Here is a 17,353-nt window from a genome sequence, read left to right as displayed (position 1 = left end):
GATTCTGTCGGTACGGCGTGTTTTCATCCTGGTCACGGTCCCGTCGCGGAGCGTTGTGCGGATCAGGAGGTGTCCATGGGTGGCGGTCGGTTCGAGGACGGGGACGGCCGGCGTCCGTGGTGGGTGCCGTGGTGGTTCCGGCCGCCGCCCCGGCCGCGCGGCGCCGAGGGGTGGGCCGCCTGGGCGATCGGCCTGCTGGCCCTGGTCTGGCTGCTGCGCCTCTGCTGGAGGCTGTCGGTCGAGCACTGGCACGTGTCGCTGCCCGTGCTGGCGGTGGCCGCGTTCGCCGCCGACCGGTACTGGCGCGCGTTGTGGGCGGCCGAGCAGGAGCGCCGCGAGCGGATCGCCTCCTACAGCCTGACGTTCGCCGAGATGGAAGGGATGCACTGGCGGGACTTCGAACTCGCCGTCATGCACCTCCTCCGCCGCGACGGCATCGAGGCCGAGCACACCGGCCGCGCGGGCGACTTCTCCGGCGACGTCGTCGGCCGCGACCCAGCCCTGGACGAACGGTGGATGGTCCAGGTCAAACACTACGGACCGAACAAACGGGTGAACTCCCACGACGTCCAGAAGGTCGCCGGAGCGGCCTGGCCCATCTACCAGGCCCGTCTCAAACTCGTCGTCACGACCAGCGACTACACCCGCGACGCCCGCACCTTCTCCGGCAAGGCCGGTATCCACCTCATCGACAAACCCGCCCTCATCCGCTGGGCCACCGACGGCGTCCACCTGCACGACGTCCTGGACATCGAACCCGGCGCCCGCTACGAAACCGCCGGCTGACGGGGAAAACCGGTACCGCGGGCTTCCCGGGCCCTGCGACGATCCCGATATGGGAACCGATATCAGCGGCTTCGTCGAGTATCGAGAACCGGTGGTGCCGCCGACCGAAAGGCATGTCTGGCAGGCAGCCGTCGAACTCGATCAGCTCTACGACGTCCGGGACTACGACGCGTTCGGGTGCCTGTTCGGAGTACGGAACCATGCGGGCTTCCGGCCGCTGGCGGCCGGGCGAGGGCTGCCCGAGGACCTGTCCCCGACAGCGCGGGAGGCGGCCGAAGCGTGGCCGCATCACGATGCGACCTGGATCAGCTGGGCCGAAGTGGCGGCGGTGGACTGGGACGAACCCGCGGAGACCCCCGACCTGCGGCTCCATGAGTACCAGCGGCAGGCCGACGGTGCTCTGGCCTACGTGGGGAAGTGCACCTGGGCGCCGAAGCTCACCGAGGCGACCGGTATCCCGCGCGAGGACTTCCTGGACGGCCGGGTCCGCTGGGAGGCCGGTCAGGAATTCGCCATCGACGACCTCGTCTTCCGCGCGGAGGTACTGCGGCGCCGTGACGCGGTACCCGCCGACGGAAACTGGCAGCCCGTCTGGCGGAAGATGCAGTCGCTGGCCGAACGAGCCGGACCTGACGGCGTGCGCCTCGTGGTCTGGTTCGACAGCTGAACCCCGCCTTTCACCAGAGCGGCGTGACGGTCGGGTGTTACGGTCCGTGTCGTTCGTCCAGCGGATGTTCGTGCGGGTGCGGATCGCGGACGTGCGGGAGGTCGCGCATCCGTTTGGCGCCGAAGGCGGCGAAGTTGAGCCGGGCCCGGGCGAGGCTAAGGTTCCCGTTGGGGCCGCCTCGGACCACGTGGGCGTCATGGACGTCCTGCCCGTCGTCCTCCCAGGAACAGACGGGACAGATCTCGTACATGCCTCTGGCGTGCAAAGTCAGATAGCCGCAGCAGGGACACGGGTACGGCCGGTCCCGTTCCGGCGACCGCACATTGACGTTGATCGTGTGGTCGTCGTGCCGCTCGGACCGGCGGACACGCGGGGCAGGCTCCTCCGGATCATCCACGCGCCGACCATACAACCCGGACCTTCTGCAGATCCCCGACCGATCGCCACCGCGCCCGGCCGTGGTCCGGGGCTCGCGCGTTCGGTGTCTCACTCCTCCAGGCGGCTCAGTGCCCGCATGGCTTCGCGTTCCAGGCGGGAGAGGTCGCCGAGGAGCGTGCCTGCCTGGTCGAGGGGCCGGGTGTCGAGTGATTCGCCTGCTTTATTGATCAGTGTCGCCGTCTCCGTCCACAGGGTGGCGGCTTCGGCGTACAGCGTGTGGGCGGTGCGCAGGTGGACGCTGTCGACGGACTCGGTGCATTCGGCGAGGAAGTCCCGGTAGAGGTTGCGGAACAGGGCGCCGCCGGTGCCGGCCTTCTCCATCAGGAGGGCGGCCTGCGGCAGGTCGTGCTGCGGGTCGTCGGTGCGTTGGAGCCAGGTGCGCACCAGCCTGGCCGCCTTCTCGATGCCCCGGTGGCCGAGGTTGGCGATGGGCGGGTCGAGGAAGGCGGCGGCGCAGGCGGTGAGGGCGGGGATGATCCGGCTCTGCGGGGAGGGCGCGTTCTCCGGAACGGTGAGGGTGAAGGAGCGGTGCCTGGCGGTCATCGGGCCGCGTTCGGCCCTGGCCCGTGCGAGGCCGGGCAGGCCGGTGGTCACCGCTCCGCCCTGCTGGTCGGTGTCCACCAGGTAGGCGGTGTGTTCGTCGTAGCCGTACATGGCCACGACGTGGCCGCCGAAGTGCGCCTTCGAGGTGAAGTAGTCCAGGTGGTGGCTGTCGAGCTGCAGGCCGACCGGGCGGCCGGCGTCGATGGGGGCCGTCACGTTCTCCCAGGCCCTGCGGGGCGAGGAGGTCTCCCGGACCAGCAGCTCCAGGCCGAGCCGGGCGGCCAGGTTCCTGGTGAGCTCGAAAGGCTTGACCCGTCCGCCGAGGAAGGGGAAGTCCATGTTCTTGGCGTCCCAGTAGATGAAGGACAGGCCGGATCCGAGGCCGAAGAGCATGGGCTCGGACAGGTCGAGGCCTTCGTGCCGCAGAAGCACCCCCAGCGCCGTGGTCTCGCAGTGCCGCGCTCCACGGGCGTCGATGCCTTCCACCATGGTCATGCCGTGTTCTCCTCGACGGGGATGGGGGTTCGTCCTGCACCGCCATCGTGGACCCTCCCACCGTGGGAGAGTCCACCGCGGGGACGGCGAGGACGCGTCACGTACTTCTCCGGTCGATCACGCGACCCACGGCACTCCGGCGGCCAGGCCGTCATCCGGAGCGGCGCAGGGGCAGGCTCAGGATGAGGCGGGCGCCGGGTCTGTGGTCGGTGCGGTCGGCTGCGCGCAGGGTGCCGCCGTGAAGCTGGGCGATCTGGCGGGCGATGGCCAGGCCGAGGCCGGTCCCGCCGGGATCGCTGCGGCGGGCGTCGGCGCGGCGGTAGAAGCGGCGGAAGACCGCTTCCTTGTCGGCGTCGGGGATGCCGGGGCCGTCGTCGATGACTTCCAGGACCGCCTGGCCGGCGGAGGTGCTGACCTTCGTCTCCAGGCGGGAGCGGGCATGGCGCTCGGCGTTGGCCAGCAGGTTGGTCACCAACCGGGCCAGCCGCAGCGGGGAGCCCTCCACGATGACGCCCGGGTCCAGGTGGGTGGTGACGGCGGCTTTGGGGGAACGGCGGAGCAGTTCGCCCGCCACCAGGCGTGAGAGGTTGACCGACTCGGTCTCGGTGGGCGCACCGGCCTCCAGGCGGGCCAGTTCCAGCAGGTCACCGACGATGTCACCGAGCCGCTCGGCATCCTGCAGAGCGGCTTGCAGGACTTCGCGGGGGTCCGCCTCCGGATCGTCCAGGGCGTCCTGCAGACGCATCAGCAAACCGGTGAGCGGTCCGCGCAGGTCGTGGGAGGCGTCGGCGAGCGCCTCGCGCTGCTGCTGCACCGCTTTGCGCAGCGCCTCGGTGGCCTGCCGTTCCTGGATGTGAGCTTGGCGCAACTGCTGGTTGATCTCGCACAGCTGGTCGGTCTGGGCGAGCAGGTGGGCCTCGATGGCCTCCACGTACGGCAAGGACAGAGCGGCGCGGACGGGCGGAGCTTCCTGCTGCCGGTGCTGAACGAAGGCCGTCACCTCCTGGGGTTGGAGGAAGGCCCCGATGACCGCGCCCGTCTCATCCAGCAGCGGAGCGGTCGTGACGTTCCAGTACCGCTCCTCGAACTCGCCCGGCCTTCCGGGGAGTTCCACGTCGTAGCGGTGCACCGGCAGGAGGTCGCTCTCGCCTTCGGACAGCACCCGCTCCAGCGAGTACCGCAACATCTGGGCCTCCTTGCCGGTGGGACCGCCGGGGAGCACCTCGAACACACCGCGGCCGATGATCTCCCGGCGCGAACGGTCCAGCAGCTTCTCATAGGCCTGGTTGACCGCGACGAAGACCAGGTCCGGCGAGACCAGCGCCAAGGGCGCCGGTGCGGCGTCGAACAGCACCGCCGGGTCTATTTCCGTCATCTCAGCCTCCCCTGCCACATCCCTACCCGTCGATCCCCGCGGCACCACCATGACGATCTCGCGGAGCATCGGGACGTCCCGCCGGGGTTCCTCCCGGGCTCGATATGGCCGTGGAGCTCCTCACCCAGGCCGTGCTCACGGCGCCGCCGGACCTATCGACCGTTCCGTGCCCCGTCCGCTTCACCTCGCCCGGCCGGGTGGAGCCGGAAGAGCCGGGACAGGTGGCCTTCGGGGTCGGCGGCGAGGTCCTCGAAGGCGCCCTGTTCGGCGACGCGGCCGTCGTGGAGGACGACGACGTGGTCGGCGCGGCGGATGGTGGACAGGCGGTGGGCGATCACCAGGGTGGCGCGGTCGCGGGCGGCGGCCTGGAGGGTGTCGGCGAGCCGTGCCTCGTTCTCGGGGTCCAGGTTCGCGATGGCCTCGTCGAGGATGAGGACGGGGGCGTCGACGGCCAGGGCGCGGGCGATGGCGACGCGGGCGCGCTGGCCGCCGGAGAGCATGGCGCCGCGTTCCCCGGCCGCGGTGTCCGGGTCGAGGGCCAGCTGCGCGCGGGCCAGGGCGGGGGCGGGATCGGCGGACGGGGCGCCGAGGCGGACGTTGTCGCCGATCGTCCCGGCGAAGAGGTGGACGTCCTGGGGGACGACGGTGATGCGGGAGGGCAGGTCGGCGACCTGGTCGAGGGGCGTGCCGCCGAGGAGGACGCGGCCGCGGTCGGGATCCCAGAAGCGCAGCATCAGGGAGACGCAGGTGGTCTTGCCCGCGCCCGAGTGGCCGACGAGGGCGACGGTCCTGCCGTGCGGGACCGTGAACGACACGCCGCGCAGGACCTCCGGCCCGTCGGCGGAGTACCGGAAGTGCACGTCGTCGAAGACCAGGTCCGGGGCGGGCGCGGGTGCGGGGCCGTCGGAGGGCGGGGGCGTCTCGGCCGGCGCGGTGACGAGGCCGTGGACGCGGCCCGCCGCCGCGCGGAGCGTGCCGTACTCCTTGAGCAGCAGGGCGACCTGGACGGCGGGTCCCAGGGAGCCCGCGGCGAGGACCATCGCGACGGGACCGTGCGCGAGCGGGAGGTCGCCGGAGCGGACGAGCGCGGCGACGACCAGGAGCGTCCCGGCCGCGGCGGCGGCGACGAGCAGGTCCAGGAGGGCTGCTTCCAGGCCGCCGCGTCCGGCGTTGGCCGCCTGGACGCGGGCCAGGCGCCGGGTGCGTTCGGTGAGCATCTCCCGGCGCCGTCCCAGGGCGCCGAACGCGGTGAGCTCCCGCATCCCCTGCACGGTGTCGATGACGTCGGCGGTCAGTTCCGCGGTGGCCTCGCGCAGCTCCTCACCGTGCCGCCGCGAGGTCCGCCGCGACCACAGCGGGAGGGTCAGGACGCACGCGGTGACGGCCAGCGGCACGATCAGGAGCCGGGGGTCGAGGAGCGCGGCGAGCACGCTGCCGAGGGTGAGGACGGCCCCTGCGGTGAGGGACTGGGCCAGGGTGTGCGCGAAGAGCCACTCGAGGGTCTCGACGTCGGAGAGCACGGTCGCGGACAGGTCCCCGCTGCGCCTGCCGAGCCGGCGGGACGGGCTGGTGCGGGTGATGGCGTCGTAGACCTTGCCGCGGAGCCCGGCGAGCAGGAGGTAGGCGAGGTCGTGGGCGACGTACGTCTCCCACCAGGACGCCAGGGTGGCGACGAGGACGAGCCCGGCGAGGATCCCGGCGAACGCGCCCAGGGGCGTCGGCCGCCCCGCGACGGTGTGGCCGACGAGCCAGGCCGCGGTGACGGCGATGCCGAGGGCGGCGAGCTGGCCGAGCAGGTGCGAGACGAGGGTGGAGGCGAAGGCGCGGCGGTGCTCGCCGACCGTGCGGGCCAGCCACCGCATGGGGGACGCGGTCATGCGCGGGTCTCCTGAAGCGCGAGGAGCCGGTGGTAGGAGCCGCCGGCGGCGGTGAGGGCGGCATGGTCGCCGGTCTCGGTGATCCGTCCCCGTTCGAGGACGACGATGCGGTCGGCGTCCCGGACGGTCGAGAGCCGGTGGGCGATCAGCAGGCAGGTGCGGCCCTTCTTGAGGCGGGCCAGTGCCCGTTCGCCGTGGACGTCGACGTGCGAGGTCGCCTCGTCCAGGAGGAGGACCGGCGCGTCGGCGAGCAGGGCCCGGGCGACGGCGACGCGCTGGCGCTGCCCGCCCGAGAGGGTCGTGCCGCGTTCGCCGAGGACCGTGGCGTACCCGTCGGGGAGGCCGGTGATGAAGGCGTGCGCGTCGGCGTCCCGCGCGGCCCGCTCGAGGTCGGCGTCGGACGCGTCGGGGCGGGCCAGCCGCAGGTTGTCCGCGATCGTTCCGTGGAAGAGGTAGGTGTCCTGGGCGACCACGGCGATCCCGGCGCGCAGGGTGCTCAGGGTGAAGTCGGCGAGCGGGGAGCCGTCGACCGTGATGCTCCCGGAGCCGGGGTCGTGGTGCCGTTGGAGGAGCGCGGCGACGGTGCTCTTGCCGGCTCCCGAAGGTCCGATGAGCGCGACGGTCTCCCCCGCCTGGATGGTGAACGTCACTTCGTGCAGGGCTTCGGCGGACGCGCCCGGGTAGGTGAACGTGACGCGGTCGAACACGATCTCGGGACGGTCCGGGAACGCGGTCCTCGTGCCGGTGTCGGCGACGGCGGGCTCGGCCGACAGCAGGTCCTCGAGCCCGTCGACGGCGGTGATGCCGAGGTAGCCGGCGTGCCAGTACTCCGACAGCTGCCGGACCGGGCGGAAGCACTCGGTGGTGGTCATGAGGACGGCGAACACCGACCAGGCGTCGGGGGAGGTGGCCGAGACGGCGACGAGGACGGCGGCGACGGTGCCCGCCTGGACGAGGAAGGCGCTGACCCCGGTCTCGATCAGCGACACCCTGAGCTGCCGCATCGTGGTGGTGTACAGGTCGTGGGCGCGGGCGGCGAGCCGGGCCCCGAGACGGCCGGAGGCGCCGAACGCGCGCAGGGTCGCGACGCCCTGCACGGCCTCGAGGTAGTCGGAGGCCAGGTCGGCGAAGGCCGTCCAGCGGGTCCGGCCGCGGCGCAGCAGCGTCACGTCCCACAGCCGCGGGATCACGAGCACGCCGATGACGGCCGCGGCGAGGACCGTCGCGGCCGCCGCGTTCACCGTGAACAGCCAGCCGACGAGCGCCACGGGAACGCAGAACGTGACGACGACCTGGGGCAGGTAGCGGCTGAAGTAGGCGTCCAGGCCCTCGACGCCGTCCACGACGGTGGTCTGCACCGAGCCGGTGCGGGCCTCGGTGAGATGGGCGGGGCCGAGCAGCCCGAGCCGTTCGATGAGGCGGTCGCGCAGCCGCGCCCGGATGAGGGCGCCCGCCCGGACGGTGGCGGTCTCGCGCACCCACAGGAGCACGGCCCGGCCCGCGATCACGGCGAACGCCCAGGCCAGAAGCGTGACGGCGGTGTCGTGGTCGCCGCGGGCCAGCGCGGTCAGCGCGCCCGCGAGCAGGAGCGCCTGCCCGACGTGGGCGGCCGAGACCGCGAGGCCCAGTCCTGCGCACACGGCCATGGGGGCCCTGACGGCTCCGGAGAGCTGCAGCAGGCGCCTGTGGACGATCAATGTGGCTCCTCGGCCTCGGGGGCGTGGCGAACGCGGCGAAGTTGAACACTCTTCGCAACCCCGCCTTGGTACGCAGATAATGATAATGATAGTCATTATCGCGTCCATGAACCGACATGATCACTTTTCTGGAGGCCTGATGCGCTTCACGGCGCTTTATCGCGGCACGGCCGCCCGCACCGGCAAGGCGGGCCGCTGATGAGAAGGCTGCTCGCCGCGACCGCGCTCCTCGCGCTCGCCGTCAGCGGGTGCGGCGGCTCGGAGGCCAGGACGCCGGCCGCCTCCGCACCGGCGGCCCCGGCGGCCTCCGCCACTGCGGTGGCCGCGTCCCTGACCGTCACCGACCCCACCGGTGCGACCCTCACACTGAAGAAGGCGCCGGAGCGGATCGTCTGCCTGACCGGGATCTGCGACGACATACTCGTCGAACTCGGCCTGGTCCCCGTCGGCACGACCACCCCCGAACTGCTGACCCGGCCCGACTACCTCGGCTCCGCCGGGGCGGACGTGCCCGTCATCCCCGGCAGCTTCGGCGGTGAGGACGTCGCCGCCATCGCCAAGGCGAAGCCCGACCTCGTGATCGGCCTGGCCGACGTGCACGAGGGCCTGGCCCCCGCGGTGGAGAAGTTCGCACCGCTGTGGAACGTCCGGGTGAAGTCCTATGAGGACTCCATCGGCTACCTCCGCAACGTCGCCGCCCTGACCGGCCGCGGCGAGCAGCAGGCGAAGGCCGAGAACGTCTTCCGTGCCAAGCTCTCCGACGGGGCCGTCAAGTCCAAGGCCGCCGGGCTGAAGGACAGGACCGTCCTGGCCATGTACGGCGGCGGGTCCATCGGCGTCAACACCACCGAGGACGTGCTCGGGAACTTCCTGTCGCAGTACTTCGACTACCCGTGGCCCGGCAAGGGCGGCGGGTTCGAGACCGCGCAGGCCTACAGCCTCGAGGAGATCCTGGCCAAGGCGCCGCAGGTGCTCTTCGTGCAGTCGTTCTCGTTCGGCGACTCCAAGCCCGTCACCGAGACCTACCGCGACAACCCCGTCTGGAAGCGCATCCCGGCGGTCGCCGCGGGCAGGGTCTACGAGGTTCAGCCCGCGTTGTGGGCGTCCGGCCGCGGTACCCGCGCGTTCGGCATCATCCTCGAAGAAGCCCTGGCCAAGGCCGCCGGGTGACCTCCTCGCTCGTCAGGGGGCACGGCCGGGCCGTGCCCCCGCTCCGTCTCGCCCTTCCGGCCGCCGCACTGGTGCTGCTGGTCCTGTCCGGCCTGTGCCTGGGCACCCCGGTGATCGCGCCGCAGCGGATCCCGGCCGTCCTGAACGACCACGCCTCCCTGGAGTACGTGGTGCTCTGGGAGCTGCGCCTGCCCCGGCTCCTGCTCGGGCTGCTGGGCGGCGCCGCCGTCGCCGTGGCCGGGCTGCTGCTCCAGGAGGCGCTGCGCAACCCGCTCGCCGTCCCCGAACTCCTCGGCGTCTCCTCCGGCGCGGCCGTCGCCGTCGCCGCCTGCGTCGTCTGGGCGCTGCCCGTCTCCCCCGCGCTCCACCCGCTCGTCGGGCTCGCGGGCGCCGCCGCAGGCGGGGCGCTCACCCTGGCCGCCGCCCGCGCGGCCCGCACCGCGGGCGGGGTCCTGCTCATCGGATCCGCCGTCACCGCGGCCGTCCAGGCGCTCCTCTTCGCGATCATGGCGACGGCCGACCGGCTCCAGTACGACCTGCTCTTCCGCTACCTCGTCGGCAGCCTCAACGGCATCCTGTGGGACCAGGTCTCCCGGACGCTGCCGTGGTTCGCCCTGGCCGTCCCCCTCGTCCTGCTGACGCTCCCCGCGCTCGGGCTGCTCCGCCTCGGGGACGAGGCGGCGACCTCCCTCGGCGTCGGCGTCGGCGCCGCGCGCACCGGGGTCCTGGCCGTCGCGGCGCTCCTGGTCGGCGCGGTCACCGGGCCCTGCGGCCCGATCGCCTGGGTCGGGTTCGTCGCGCCGCTCCTGGCCCGCCGGGTGCGGCCGGACGGCGACGCCCGCACCTGGATGCTCTGGACCGCCGTCCTCGGCGCGGTGATCACCACGGCCGCCGACCAGGTGGCCCGGCTGGCCCTCGCCCCCGTCGAGACGCCGCTCGGCGCCTGGACCGTGCTCGTCGGCGTCCTCGCCGGAGCCGCCCTCCTGCGCGGAGGCGCCCGGTGACCAGAGTGCTCGTCCTCCTCCTCGTGGTGCTGACCGCCCTCCTGCATCTGGGCGCCGGGGGCGCCGGGCCCGGCGACCTCCTCGCGGTCGCCGACGGCCGCCCGGCGACGCTGGACGAGCGGATCCTGTGGGAGCTCGGCCTGCCCCGGCTCGTCACCGCGGCGCTCGCGGGCGCGGCGCTCGGCGTCGCCGGGCACCTCCTCCAGACCTCGCTGCGCAACCAGCTGGCCGCCCCCGAGCTCACCGCCGTCAACCCCGGAGCGGTCCTGGGCGTGCTCGCCGCCACCACCTTCGGACTGGTCTCCCCGGACTCCGCGCTCGGCGGGCTGGGCGCCGCGCTCCTCGGCGGCGTCCTGGGCGGGGCGGTGACCTGGCTGCTCTCCGCGGGCGGCGGACCGGGCCGCGCGGTCATCGCGGGCCTGCTCGGATCGGCGCTCATGGGCGGGCTCGTCACGCTGCTGCTCGCCTACCAGCCCGGCCGGTTCGGCAACGTCCTGCGCTGGCTCGTCGGATCCGTCGAGGGCCGGGTCTGGGACCACCTGGTCATCGCCGTCTGGTGGATCCCCCTGTGGCTCTGCGTCGCGTGGGCGGCGACCGCCGTCACCACCCTCCTGCAGGGCGGCGACCAGCACGCCGCCTCCCTCGGGCTGGCGCCGCGGCGCGCCCGCCTGGCGGTCCTCGGCATCGCCGTCGCCCTCATCGCGTGCGCGGCGAGCCTCGCCGGAGCCATCGCCTTCGTCGGGCTGGTCGTCCCGCACGCCGCACGGCGCCTCACCGGTGGTCCCGGCGGCCACGTTCCCGCGGCCGCGCTGCTCGGAGCCGTGGCCCTCGTCGGAGCGGACGCCGCCGCCCAGGTCCTCACCCGCCTCATCGCCGGGACCGAGCTCGGCCACCGCCTCGGCCTGCCGGCCGGCGTCATCACCGCGCTGGCCGGAGCCGCGGTCCTCGTCGCCATCGTCTACAGGGAGAAGAACCCGTGAGCCTGAGAACCCTCGGCCTGAGCTTCGGACACGGCGGCCGCCCCCTCCTCGCCGGGATCGACCTGACCGTCGAGAAAGGCGAGTCGGTCGCGCTGGTCGGGGTCAACGGCAGCGGCAAGAGCACGCTCCTCAGGCTGCTCTCCGGCGTCCTGCCCCCCGGCTCCGGCACCGTCGAGCTCGACGGGCGCCCCCTGGCCCGGATGTCCCGCAGGCAGATCGCCCGCCGTATCGCCGTCATGCACCAGGCGCTGCCCCCGGTGCCCGGCCTCACCGTCCGGCAGCTCGTCCACCAGGGCCGCTACCCCGGCCAGGGCCCCCTCGGCATGCTCCGCGCCCCCGGACACGACCCGGCCACCGAGGAGGCCCTCGCCCTCACCGGCCTCACCGGTCTCGCCGATCGCGTCCTCGACACCCTGTCCGGCGGCGAGAGGCAGCGCGCCCGCCTCGCCCTCGCGCTCGCCCAGGAGGCCGACATCCTCTTCCTCGACGAGCCCACCGCGCACCTCGACATCCGGCACCAGCTCGAGGTCCTCGAACTCGTCCGGGAACTGCGCGCCGCCCGCGGGCTGACCGTCGTCACCGTCCTCCACGAGCTCGACCACGCCGCGCGCTTCACCGACCGCATCGTCGCCCTCCACCGGGGCGCGGTCCACGCCGACGGCCCCCCGTCCGCCGTGCTCACCCCGGACCTGCTGAGCGAGGTCTTCGGAGTCGCCGGGAGGGTCGTCATCGACGAGGTGCGCCACCATCCCCGCTGCATCCCCGACGCCCCCCTCCCGACCGGAGGCCCGACCCGGAGCTCCGCGCCGTCCGGCGGATGAAAGCGGTCGGGCTCAGCCGGCGGGGGCGGGCTCCTCCCGGTCGGGGAGCGCCTGGCGGGCCGGGGTGTCGGCGAGGCCGAGGTTGAGGTGCTCGACGTGGTAGAGGGCCTGGTCGAGGAGCGCGGCGACGTGGTCGTCGTGCAGGGCGTAGACGATGTGGCGGCCCTGGCGCGTGCCGGTGACCAGGCCGAGGTTGCGCAGGAGCCGCAGCTGGTGGGAGCAGGCGGACTGCTCCATGCCGACGGCTTCGGCGAGCTCGGTCGCGGGGCAGGGGCCTTCGCGCAGGTGGGCGAGGATCAGCAGGCGGGACGGGGTGGCGAGGGCCTGCAGGGTCGTGGCGACCTTCTGCGCGGTCTGCGGGGACAGCCGTGCGCGCGGCGTTCCGCCGTCTTCGGGGGGTGCTGCTCCGTGGCCCATGCCCCCATCCTAGGGAGACATGAGAATGAATAGTTGAATGATTGTTCATGCTTTCCTGTAGCTTGGCGGACAACAACCGCCGTCACTCGCGAAGGAACACACGACCATGTCTTCGACCACGCTCGAGGCCCCGCCCGGCCGCACGTTCCCGGCGGCGTCCGGCCGCACCCGGATGCTGGCGCTGCCCGAGGTCCGGTGGGCGCTGGCCGCGCTCGGGCTGTTCCTGGCCGCCCTGCCGGCGGACCTGCTGGGCGGCCCGGTGTGGCTGTGGGGGCCGCTGTACGCCGCGGTCTACGCGGCCGGCGGGTGGGAGCCGGGCTGGGCCGGGCTGAAGGCGCTGCGGGAGCGGACGCTGGACGTGGACCTGCTCATGGTCGTGGCCGCGCTGGGCGCGGCGGCGATCGGGCAGGTGCTGGACGGGGCCCTGCTCATCGTGATCTTCGCCACCTCGGGGGCGCTGGAGGCGGTGGCGACCGCGCGGACCGCGGACTCCGTGCGCGGCCTGCTGGACCTGGCGCCCGCCACCGCGACGCGGCTGCTCGCCGACGGCGAGGAGACGGTCCCCGCCGAGGCGCTGGCGGCGGGGGAACGGGTGCTGGTGCGGCCGGGCGAACGGCTTCCGGCCGACGGCCGGGTCCTCGCGGGGGCGAGCGAGGTCGACCAGGCCATGATCACCGGTGAGCCGCTGCCGGTCACCAGACAGGCCGGGGACGAGGTGTTCGCCGGGACCGTCAACGGGACCGGCGTGCTGACGGTGCGCGTCGAACGGGACCCGGCGGACTCGGTGCTCGCCCGGATCGTCCGGATGGTCGAGGAGGCGTCGGCGACCAAGGCGCCCACGCAGCTGTTCGTCGAGAAGGTGGAGCAGCGCTATTCGGTCGTCATGGTCGCCGCGACCCTGGCGCTGTTCCTCGTGCCACTGGCCTTCGGCGTCCCGGTGGAGGAGGCGCTGCTGCGGGCGATGACGTTCATGATCGTGGCGTCGCCGTGCGCGGTGGTGCTGGCCACCATGCCCCCGCTGCTGTCGGCGATCGCCACCGCGGGACGCAACGGCATGCTGGTCAAGTCCGCGGTGGTGATGGAGCGCCTCGCCCAGATCGACGCGGTCGCCCTGGACAAGACCGGCACCCTCACCCGCGGCACTCCCCGGCTCGCGGAGATCCGGCCGCTGCCCGGCCCCGGCGCGCGGGACGGCTCGGCGAGCGAGGACGAACTGGTCGCGCTCGCGGCGGCGGCCGAGTACTCCAGCGAGCATCCGCTGGCCCGCGCGATCGTCGGCGCCGCCCGCGAGCGGTCCCTGCCCGTCGCGCAGGCGACCGGCTTCTCGGCGGTCCCGGGGGTGGGCGTCCGGGCCACCGTGGACGGGCGGACCGTCGAGGTCGGCGCGCCTGTCCGGCTGCTCGCCGACGACGGTCCGCGCACGGCCGCGGCCCGGAAGTCGGCCGAAGAACTGCAGGCCGGCGGTCGTACCGTGGTGGTGGTCCTCGCCGACGGGAAACCGGTCGGGCTCCTGGGAGTCGCCGACGCCCTGCGCCCGGACGCGGCCGACGCCGTCGCGGCCCTCACCCCGCTGACCGGGCGCGCACCGATCCTGCTGACCGGCGACGGCCCGGCCGCGGCGCGCCGCCTGGCCGCCGACGTCGGCATCACCGACGTACGCGCCGGGCTGCTGCCCGCCGACAAGGTCGCCGCCGTCCGCGAACTGTCAGGGCGGGGGCACAAGGTGCTGGTCGTCGGGGACGGCATCAACGACGCGCCCGCCTTGGCCGCCGCCCACACCGGCATCGCCATGGGGCAGGCCGGATCCGACCTCGCCCTGGAGACCGCCGACGCCGTCGCCGTACGCGACGAGCTCGCCGCGATCCCCGCCGTCATCGGCCTGGCCCGCGCCGCCCGCCGCCTCGTCGTGCAGAACCTCGTCATCGCCGGGACGTTCATCACCGTCCTGGTCGCCTGGGACCTGTTCGGTGACCTGCCGCTGCCGCTGGGCGTCGCCGGGCACGAGGGCTCGACCATCCTCGTCGCCCTCAACGGCCTGCGGCTGCTGCGCCGGTCGGCCTGGGACCGCCACACCGGAGGACATCCGGGGTAAGCCCGCCGGGCCCGGCCGTCCGCCGCCGGAGCGGGGCGGACGGCCGGGCGGAGGTCAGGGGCGGCGGGTCGCCCACATGACGATCAGGTCGGCACCCCGCCGGGCGATCGCGGCCCTGCGCCTGGCGCGGGCGCTGCCGGGCGCGACGCGGATGCCCGGGGTGCGGCGCAACGGCATTCCCCCTGCGGTGTGGCGCGCGTAGAAGGCGAGCCTTTCGGCCGCCTCGGACAGCTCACCGAGCGCACGGCGTTCGGTGAGAAGGGTGGGTGCGGTGAGCGCGAGGGCGAACAGTGCTTCGACCTCGGTCACCTGGGTCGCGAGCCAGAGCATGGACTGCTCGCCTGCCCCCGGGTCTTCCATCTGCGATCTCCTCAGGACTTCTCCCCCTCAGTCATCATCCGGTCAGAGCGCCCCCCATGACACCCCAATAAGCCAAACCGCCCTTCGCCGCCTCCGCCAGACGCCCGGATCCCGCACCGGCCCCTCCGCCGCGCGGCAATATTATTACACTTGTAGTTGCTCATCCATGCCGAGGAGAACGACTGGTCCCTACGGGTTCGTGCGCATGCGGACGGGCTCCCGCGGTGAGCGGGCATGCGTGGTCTCGCCCTCGGCGGGGCGGGCGGAGCAGGGCCAGGCGGGCACCTCGCGGATGCGGCTCGGGCTGCACGCACCGCGGTCGTTCACCGTGAAGCTCGGCACCCGGCGGGACGTGCCCGTCGCGGCTCAACACACAGAAGTCTCAGCCGAAGGACGCCTCGCAGAACGCCTTGGACGGCCTGTTCCACACGTGAAGATCCGGGTGGCGGCACCGAAGCGGCAGTTGTTCATGAGGCCCTGCGGGCCCACGGGCCGGAATACGGCGGCTGTGTGGCCAGATGAGGACGGTGCCGAAGGCACGGGCCGGACGGAGTGCACTCGACGTCGGCGCATGGCGGCCGCCGGGACGGGACCGCGGGGCCGGTGGCCCCTTCCCTCGGCCCCGCGGTCCCGCCGCCCGCGGGCCTCACCCGTCCCGTCGCCCGTACGCCTTCCGCAGGCGGCCGCTCTGCGGGTACCGCTGACGGCTCACGGTCCGCAGAGCGTGGTGGCCGGGTGAGGCCGGTGTCGTCCGGAGGTTCCGGACGAAGGCGGGATCAGCAGTCGACGAACTCGGGGCTCTGGTTCAGCAGCTGGGCGCGGGGGCTGACGAACCGCCGGTGGGATTCGGTCGCCTCGGGACGGAACAGGGCGACGCGGTGGCAGTTCTGGAAGGCGAGGCGGACGCCGAAGTGCCGTTCGACGGCGGCGCGCATGGCGTCGCTGGCCACCAGGCGCAGCAGCTGGCCGCGCGAGGACTCGTCCGGCGGCGGCACCCGGTTGTCGGCCAGGTCGGCCCCGCTCTCGGCGAGGCGGCCGGCGAGAGCGGTGACCGTCTCCCAGGCGTAGGGAAGCGAGGCGGCGATGCAGTCGAGGAAGGCGGCGTCGTCCACCTCGCCGCGTTCCGCGGCGGCGAGAAGGTCGGTGGGCACGGTCAAGGACATGGGTTCCTCCCGGTCGGTGCGCGGATCTCAGGGTCTGGGGCAGGGCCCGTTCGGACGGTCCCCATCGCCGAAGTGAAATGAAAACCGTTATCACTACTATGGCATGATCGAGCCCGGACGTCACCAGACGGAACCGCGAACCCCCGAAGTACGGGGCGCCCTCTCGTGCCCGCGCGACACGAAGTGCGTGATTCCCAGCGATCCCCGCACTCCCCCGCAAACCCAGAGCTTCCCCAGTAAATCGAAAATGATTATCATTAACGCATGTCGGAGATCTTGGTATACGCAACCGCCCCCCGCGGAGGACCGACGGAGCACGGCGTCCACCGGCGCCGGACCGCTTCGGCACCGCGCCCGTGGACGAGCGGGCCCGGACGGTGACCGCGCCGCACGCCGAAACCGGGCACGCGACGGCCCGCGCCGCGCACGGCGCCGGACTCGCCGCCCTCGGCGGCGTTCCGCTCGACCGGATCCCCGAGCAGGTCAGACGGCTCGACCTGGCGGTGCTGACGGGCATCGCCGCCCACCTGGGCGAACGGCTCCCAAGATCCTGCGACGCCGCGGAAGCCGCCCGGATCCTCCAGACGGCGCCCCGGCACGCGTGGATTCCCGGCCACTGGCTCGCCGCACTCGCCGGCGAGGGGCTCGCACCGCGCCGCCACCGCAGGGCGGAACTGGTGGAAGCGCGGAAAGCCATTGACGAAGCGCGCCGCACCTTGGGATATCCGCCGGAACTCACCCGCTACCTGCTGGACTCGCTGCGGCACTTGTCCGGGCTGCTGCGCGACGAGGTGAGCGCGCAGGCGCTGCTCTTCCCCGATGGGGATCTGGGCGTGGCCGAGGCGGCCTACCGGGACAACCTCATCAACCTCTACCTCAACGCCGCCGCCGCGCGCACCGTCCGCGACCTCGGCCGCACCCGGATCCTGGAACTCGGCGCGGGAACGGGTTCCCTGACCGCCGACCTCCTGCCGGTCCTGGACGGCCACACCTCGGAGTACCTGTTCACCGACCTGTCGCCGTTCTTCCTGGAGCACGCGCGCACCCGCTTCCCGCACCCGTTCCTGCGCTACGAGGTCGTGGACCTCGACGCCGACCTCGCCGCGCGGTGCGGCGCGGACCCGTTCGACCTGGTGGTCGCGGTGAACGCCGCGCACAACGCCTCCCACGTGGGAGACCTCCTGGGCCGGATCAGGGACCTCCTCGCCCCCGGAGGCGCGCTGCTGCTCGTCGAAACCGGGCACGAGCACCACCAGTCGCTGGCCTCCATGCCGTTCCTGCTGTCGGGGCGGACGGAGCGCCGCGACCAGCGGGCGGGGACCCACCGCACCTACCTCACCCGGGAGGAATGGCTCGCCGCCCTCACGGCGGCGGGGTTGCGGCCCGCGCTGGACCTGCCGCACCCCGGCCACCCGCTGGCGGCCTTCTCCCAGTTCCTGCTCCTGGCACACCGCTGACGAAACGGAGT

16 protein-coding genes are annotated in these 17,353 nt (G+C 73.3%); 8 read left to right on the top strand and 8 right to left on the bottom strand.

What is annotated here, in order from left to right:
- Positions 1-75: 75 nt before the first annotated feature.
- Both C2865_RS23655 and C2865_RS23650 read left to right on the top strand, forming a co-directional pair.
- Positions 76-786, top strand: a complete 711-nt coding sequence (locus C2865_RS23655; RefSeq protein ID WP_106400756.1) for a restriction endonuclease — start codon at positions 76-78, stop codon at positions 784-786.
- A gap of 49 nt (positions 787-835) precedes the next feature.
- Positions 836-1,453 (top strand): hypothetical protein, encoded by a 618-nt coding sequence (locus C2865_RS23650; protein ID WP_106400755.1) that lies wholly within the window; start codon positions 836-838, stop codon positions 1,451-1,453.
- Between the two features lie 37 nt (positions 1,454-1,490).
- Here C2865_RS23650 and C2865_RS40940 read toward each other — a convergent pair whose 3' ends face one another.
- The 5 genes from C2865_RS40940 to C2865_RS23625 form a co-directional block, all read right to left on the bottom strand.
- Positions 1,491-1,775 carry a CPCC family cysteine-rich protein gene (locus C2865_RS40940; RefSeq protein ID WP_269802748.1) on the bottom strand — a complete coding sequence of 95 codons (285 nt, stop codon included), beginning with the start codon at positions 1,773-1,775 and terminating at the stop codon, positions 1,491-1,493.
- A 164-nt stretch (positions 1,776-1,939) separates the two neighbouring features.
- The gene (locus C2865_RS23640) at positions 1,940-2,929 is read right to left on the bottom strand and encodes a BtrH N-terminal domain-containing protein (protein ID WP_106400754.1); all 990 of its coding nucleotides are present in this window, start codon (positions 2,927-2,929) and stop codon (positions 1,940-1,942) included.
- 151 nt (positions 2,930-3,080) lie between these two features.
- Positions 3,081-4,304: a sensor histidine kinase gene (locus C2865_RS23635; RefSeq protein WP_198653558.1), complete on the bottom strand. Its 1,224-nt coding sequence runs from the start codon at positions 4,302-4,304 to the stop codon at positions 3,081-3,083.
- A 152-nt stretch (positions 4,305-4,456) separates the two neighbouring features.
- Positions 4,457-6,181 carry an ABC transporter ATP-binding protein gene (locus C2865_RS23630; protein ID WP_106400752.1) on the bottom strand — a complete coding sequence of 575 codons (1,725 nt, stop codon included), beginning with the start codon at positions 6,179-6,181 and terminating at the stop codon, positions 4,457-4,459.
- Entirely contained in the window at positions 6,178-7,878 is a 1,701-nt protein-coding gene (locus C2865_RS23625; protein ID WP_106400751.1) for an ABC transporter ATP-binding protein/permease, read from the bottom strand. Before C2865_RS23625 ends, C2865_RS23630 begins: the two co-directional genes overlap by 4 nt.
- A gap of 198 nt (positions 7,879-8,076) precedes the next feature.
- Here C2865_RS23625 and C2865_RS23620 point away from each other — a divergent pair, with 198 nt between their 5' ends.
- The 4 genes from C2865_RS23620 to C2865_RS23605 are packed head-to-tail and all read left to right on the top strand — an operon-like array spanning position 8,077 to position 11,853.
- Positions 8,077-9,048: an ABC transporter substrate-binding protein gene (locus tag C2865_RS23620; protein WP_106400750.1), complete on the top strand. Its 972-nt coding sequence runs from the start codon at positions 8,077-8,079 to the stop codon at positions 9,046-9,048.
- On the top strand, positions 9,045-10,052 hold the full coding sequence (locus C2865_RS23615) for an iron chelate uptake ABC transporter family permease subunit (protein WP_198653557.1): 1,008 nt from the start codon (positions 9,045-9,047) through the stop codon (positions 10,050-10,052). Before C2865_RS23620 ends, C2865_RS23615 begins: the two co-directional genes overlap by 4 nt.
- Positions 10,049-11,032: a FecCD family ABC transporter permease gene (locus tag C2865_RS23610; RefSeq protein WP_157963896.1), complete on the top strand. Its 984-nt coding sequence runs from the start codon at positions 10,049-10,051 to the stop codon at positions 11,030-11,032. The genes C2865_RS23615 and C2865_RS23610 overlap by 4 nt, the downstream gene beginning before the upstream one ends.
- Complete coding sequence (locus tag C2865_RS23605; RefSeq protein WP_106400748.1) at positions 11,029-11,853, top strand: ABC transporter ATP-binding protein; 825 nt, start codon at positions 11,029-11,031, stop codon at positions 11,851-11,853. Before C2865_RS23610 ends, C2865_RS23605 begins: the two co-directional genes overlap by 4 nt.
- 12 nt (positions 11,854-11,865) lie before the next feature.
- On the opposite strand, the gene C2865_RS23600 is transcribed toward C2865_RS23605, so the two are convergent.
- On the bottom strand, positions 11,866-12,270 hold the full coding sequence (locus C2865_RS23600; RefSeq protein WP_106400747.1) for an ArsR/SmtB family transcription factor: 405 nt from the start codon (positions 12,268-12,270) through the stop codon (positions 11,866-11,868).
- A gap of 106 nt (positions 12,271-12,376) precedes the next feature.
- Between C2865_RS23600 and C2865_RS23595 the strand changes: the two genes are divergently transcribed.
- Entirely contained in the window at positions 12,377-14,362 is a 1,986-nt protein-coding gene (locus C2865_RS23595) for a heavy metal translocating P-type ATPase (protein ID WP_106400746.1), read from the top strand.
- A gap of 54 nt (positions 14,363-14,416) precedes the next feature.
- On the opposite strand, the gene C2865_RS23590 is transcribed toward C2865_RS23595, so the two are convergent.
- The gene (locus C2865_RS23590; protein WP_106400745.1) at positions 14,417-14,722 is read right to left on the bottom strand and encodes a hypothetical protein; all 306 of its coding nucleotides are present in this window, start codon (positions 14,720-14,722) and stop codon (positions 14,417-14,419) included.
- A gap of 776 nt (positions 14,723-15,498) precedes the next feature.
- Positions 15,499-15,885, bottom strand: coding sequence for an SCO5389 family protein (locus tag C2865_RS23585; protein WP_106400744.1), 387 nt, complete (start codon positions 15,883-15,885; stop codon positions 15,499-15,501).
- Positions 15,886-16,241: 356 nt separating this feature from the next.
- Here C2865_RS23585 and C2865_RS23580 point away from each other — a divergent pair, with 356 nt between their 5' ends.
- Positions 16,242-17,342 carry a class I SAM-dependent methyltransferase gene (locus tag C2865_RS23580; protein ID WP_157963895.1) on the top strand — a complete coding sequence of 367 codons (1,101 nt, stop codon included), beginning with the start codon at positions 16,242-16,244 and terminating at the stop codon, positions 17,340-17,342.
- Positions 17,343-17,353: the final 11 nt, after the last annotated feature.

Source organism: Actinocorallia populi (genome assembly GCF_002995495.1).
Taxonomy (GTDB): Bacteria; Actinomycetota; Actinomycetes; order Streptosporangiales; family Streptosporangiaceae; genus Actinocorallia; species Actinocorallia populi.
Note: the sequence above shows the minus strand (reverse complement) of the source record. Positions and strands in the feature narration are given on the sequence as shown.

What these genes read in the sequence shown, in the direction of transcription:
- C2865_RS23655 (WP_106400756.1), top strand. Translation starts at nt 76, where the DNA reads ATGGGTGGCGGTCGGTTCGAGGACGGGGACGGCCGGCGTCCGTGGTGG.
- C2865_RS23650 (WP_106400755.1), top strand. Translation starts at nt 836, where the DNA reads ATGGGAACCGATATCAGCGGCTTCGTCGAGTATCGAGAACCGGTGGTG.
- C2865_RS23640 (WP_106400754.1), bottom strand. Translation starts at nt 2,929, where the DNA reads ATGACCATGGTGGAAGGCATCGACGCCCGTGGAGCGCGGCACTGCGAG.
- C2865_RS23635 (WP_198653558.1), bottom strand. Translation starts at nt 4,304, where the DNA reads ATGACGGAAATAGACCCGGCGGTGCTGTTCGACGCCGCACCGGCGCCC.
- C2865_RS23630 (WP_106400752.1), bottom strand. Translation starts at nt 6,181, where the DNA reads ATGACCGCGTCCCCCATGCGGTGGCTGGCCCGCACGGTCGGCGAGCAC.
- C2865_RS23620 (WP_106400750.1), top strand. Translation starts at nt 8,077, where the DNA reads ATGAGAAGGCTGCTCGCCGCGACCGCGCTCCTCGCGCTCGCCGTCAGC.
- C2865_RS23600 (WP_106400747.1), bottom strand. Translation starts at nt 12,270, where the DNA reads ATGGGCCACGGAGCAGCACCCCCCGAAGACGGCGGAACGCCGCGCGCA.
- C2865_RS23595 (WP_106400746.1), top strand. Translation starts at nt 12,377, where the DNA reads ATGTCTTCGACCACGCTCGAGGCCCCGCCCGGCCGCACGTTCCCGGCG.
- C2865_RS23590 (WP_106400745.1), bottom strand. Translation starts at nt 14,722, where the DNA reads ATGGAAGACCCGGGGGCAGGCGAGCAGTCCATGCTCTGGCTCGCGACC.
- C2865_RS23585 (WP_106400744.1), bottom strand. Translation starts at nt 15,885, where the DNA reads ATGTCCTTGACCGTGCCCACCGACCTTCTCGCCGCCGCGGAACGCGGC.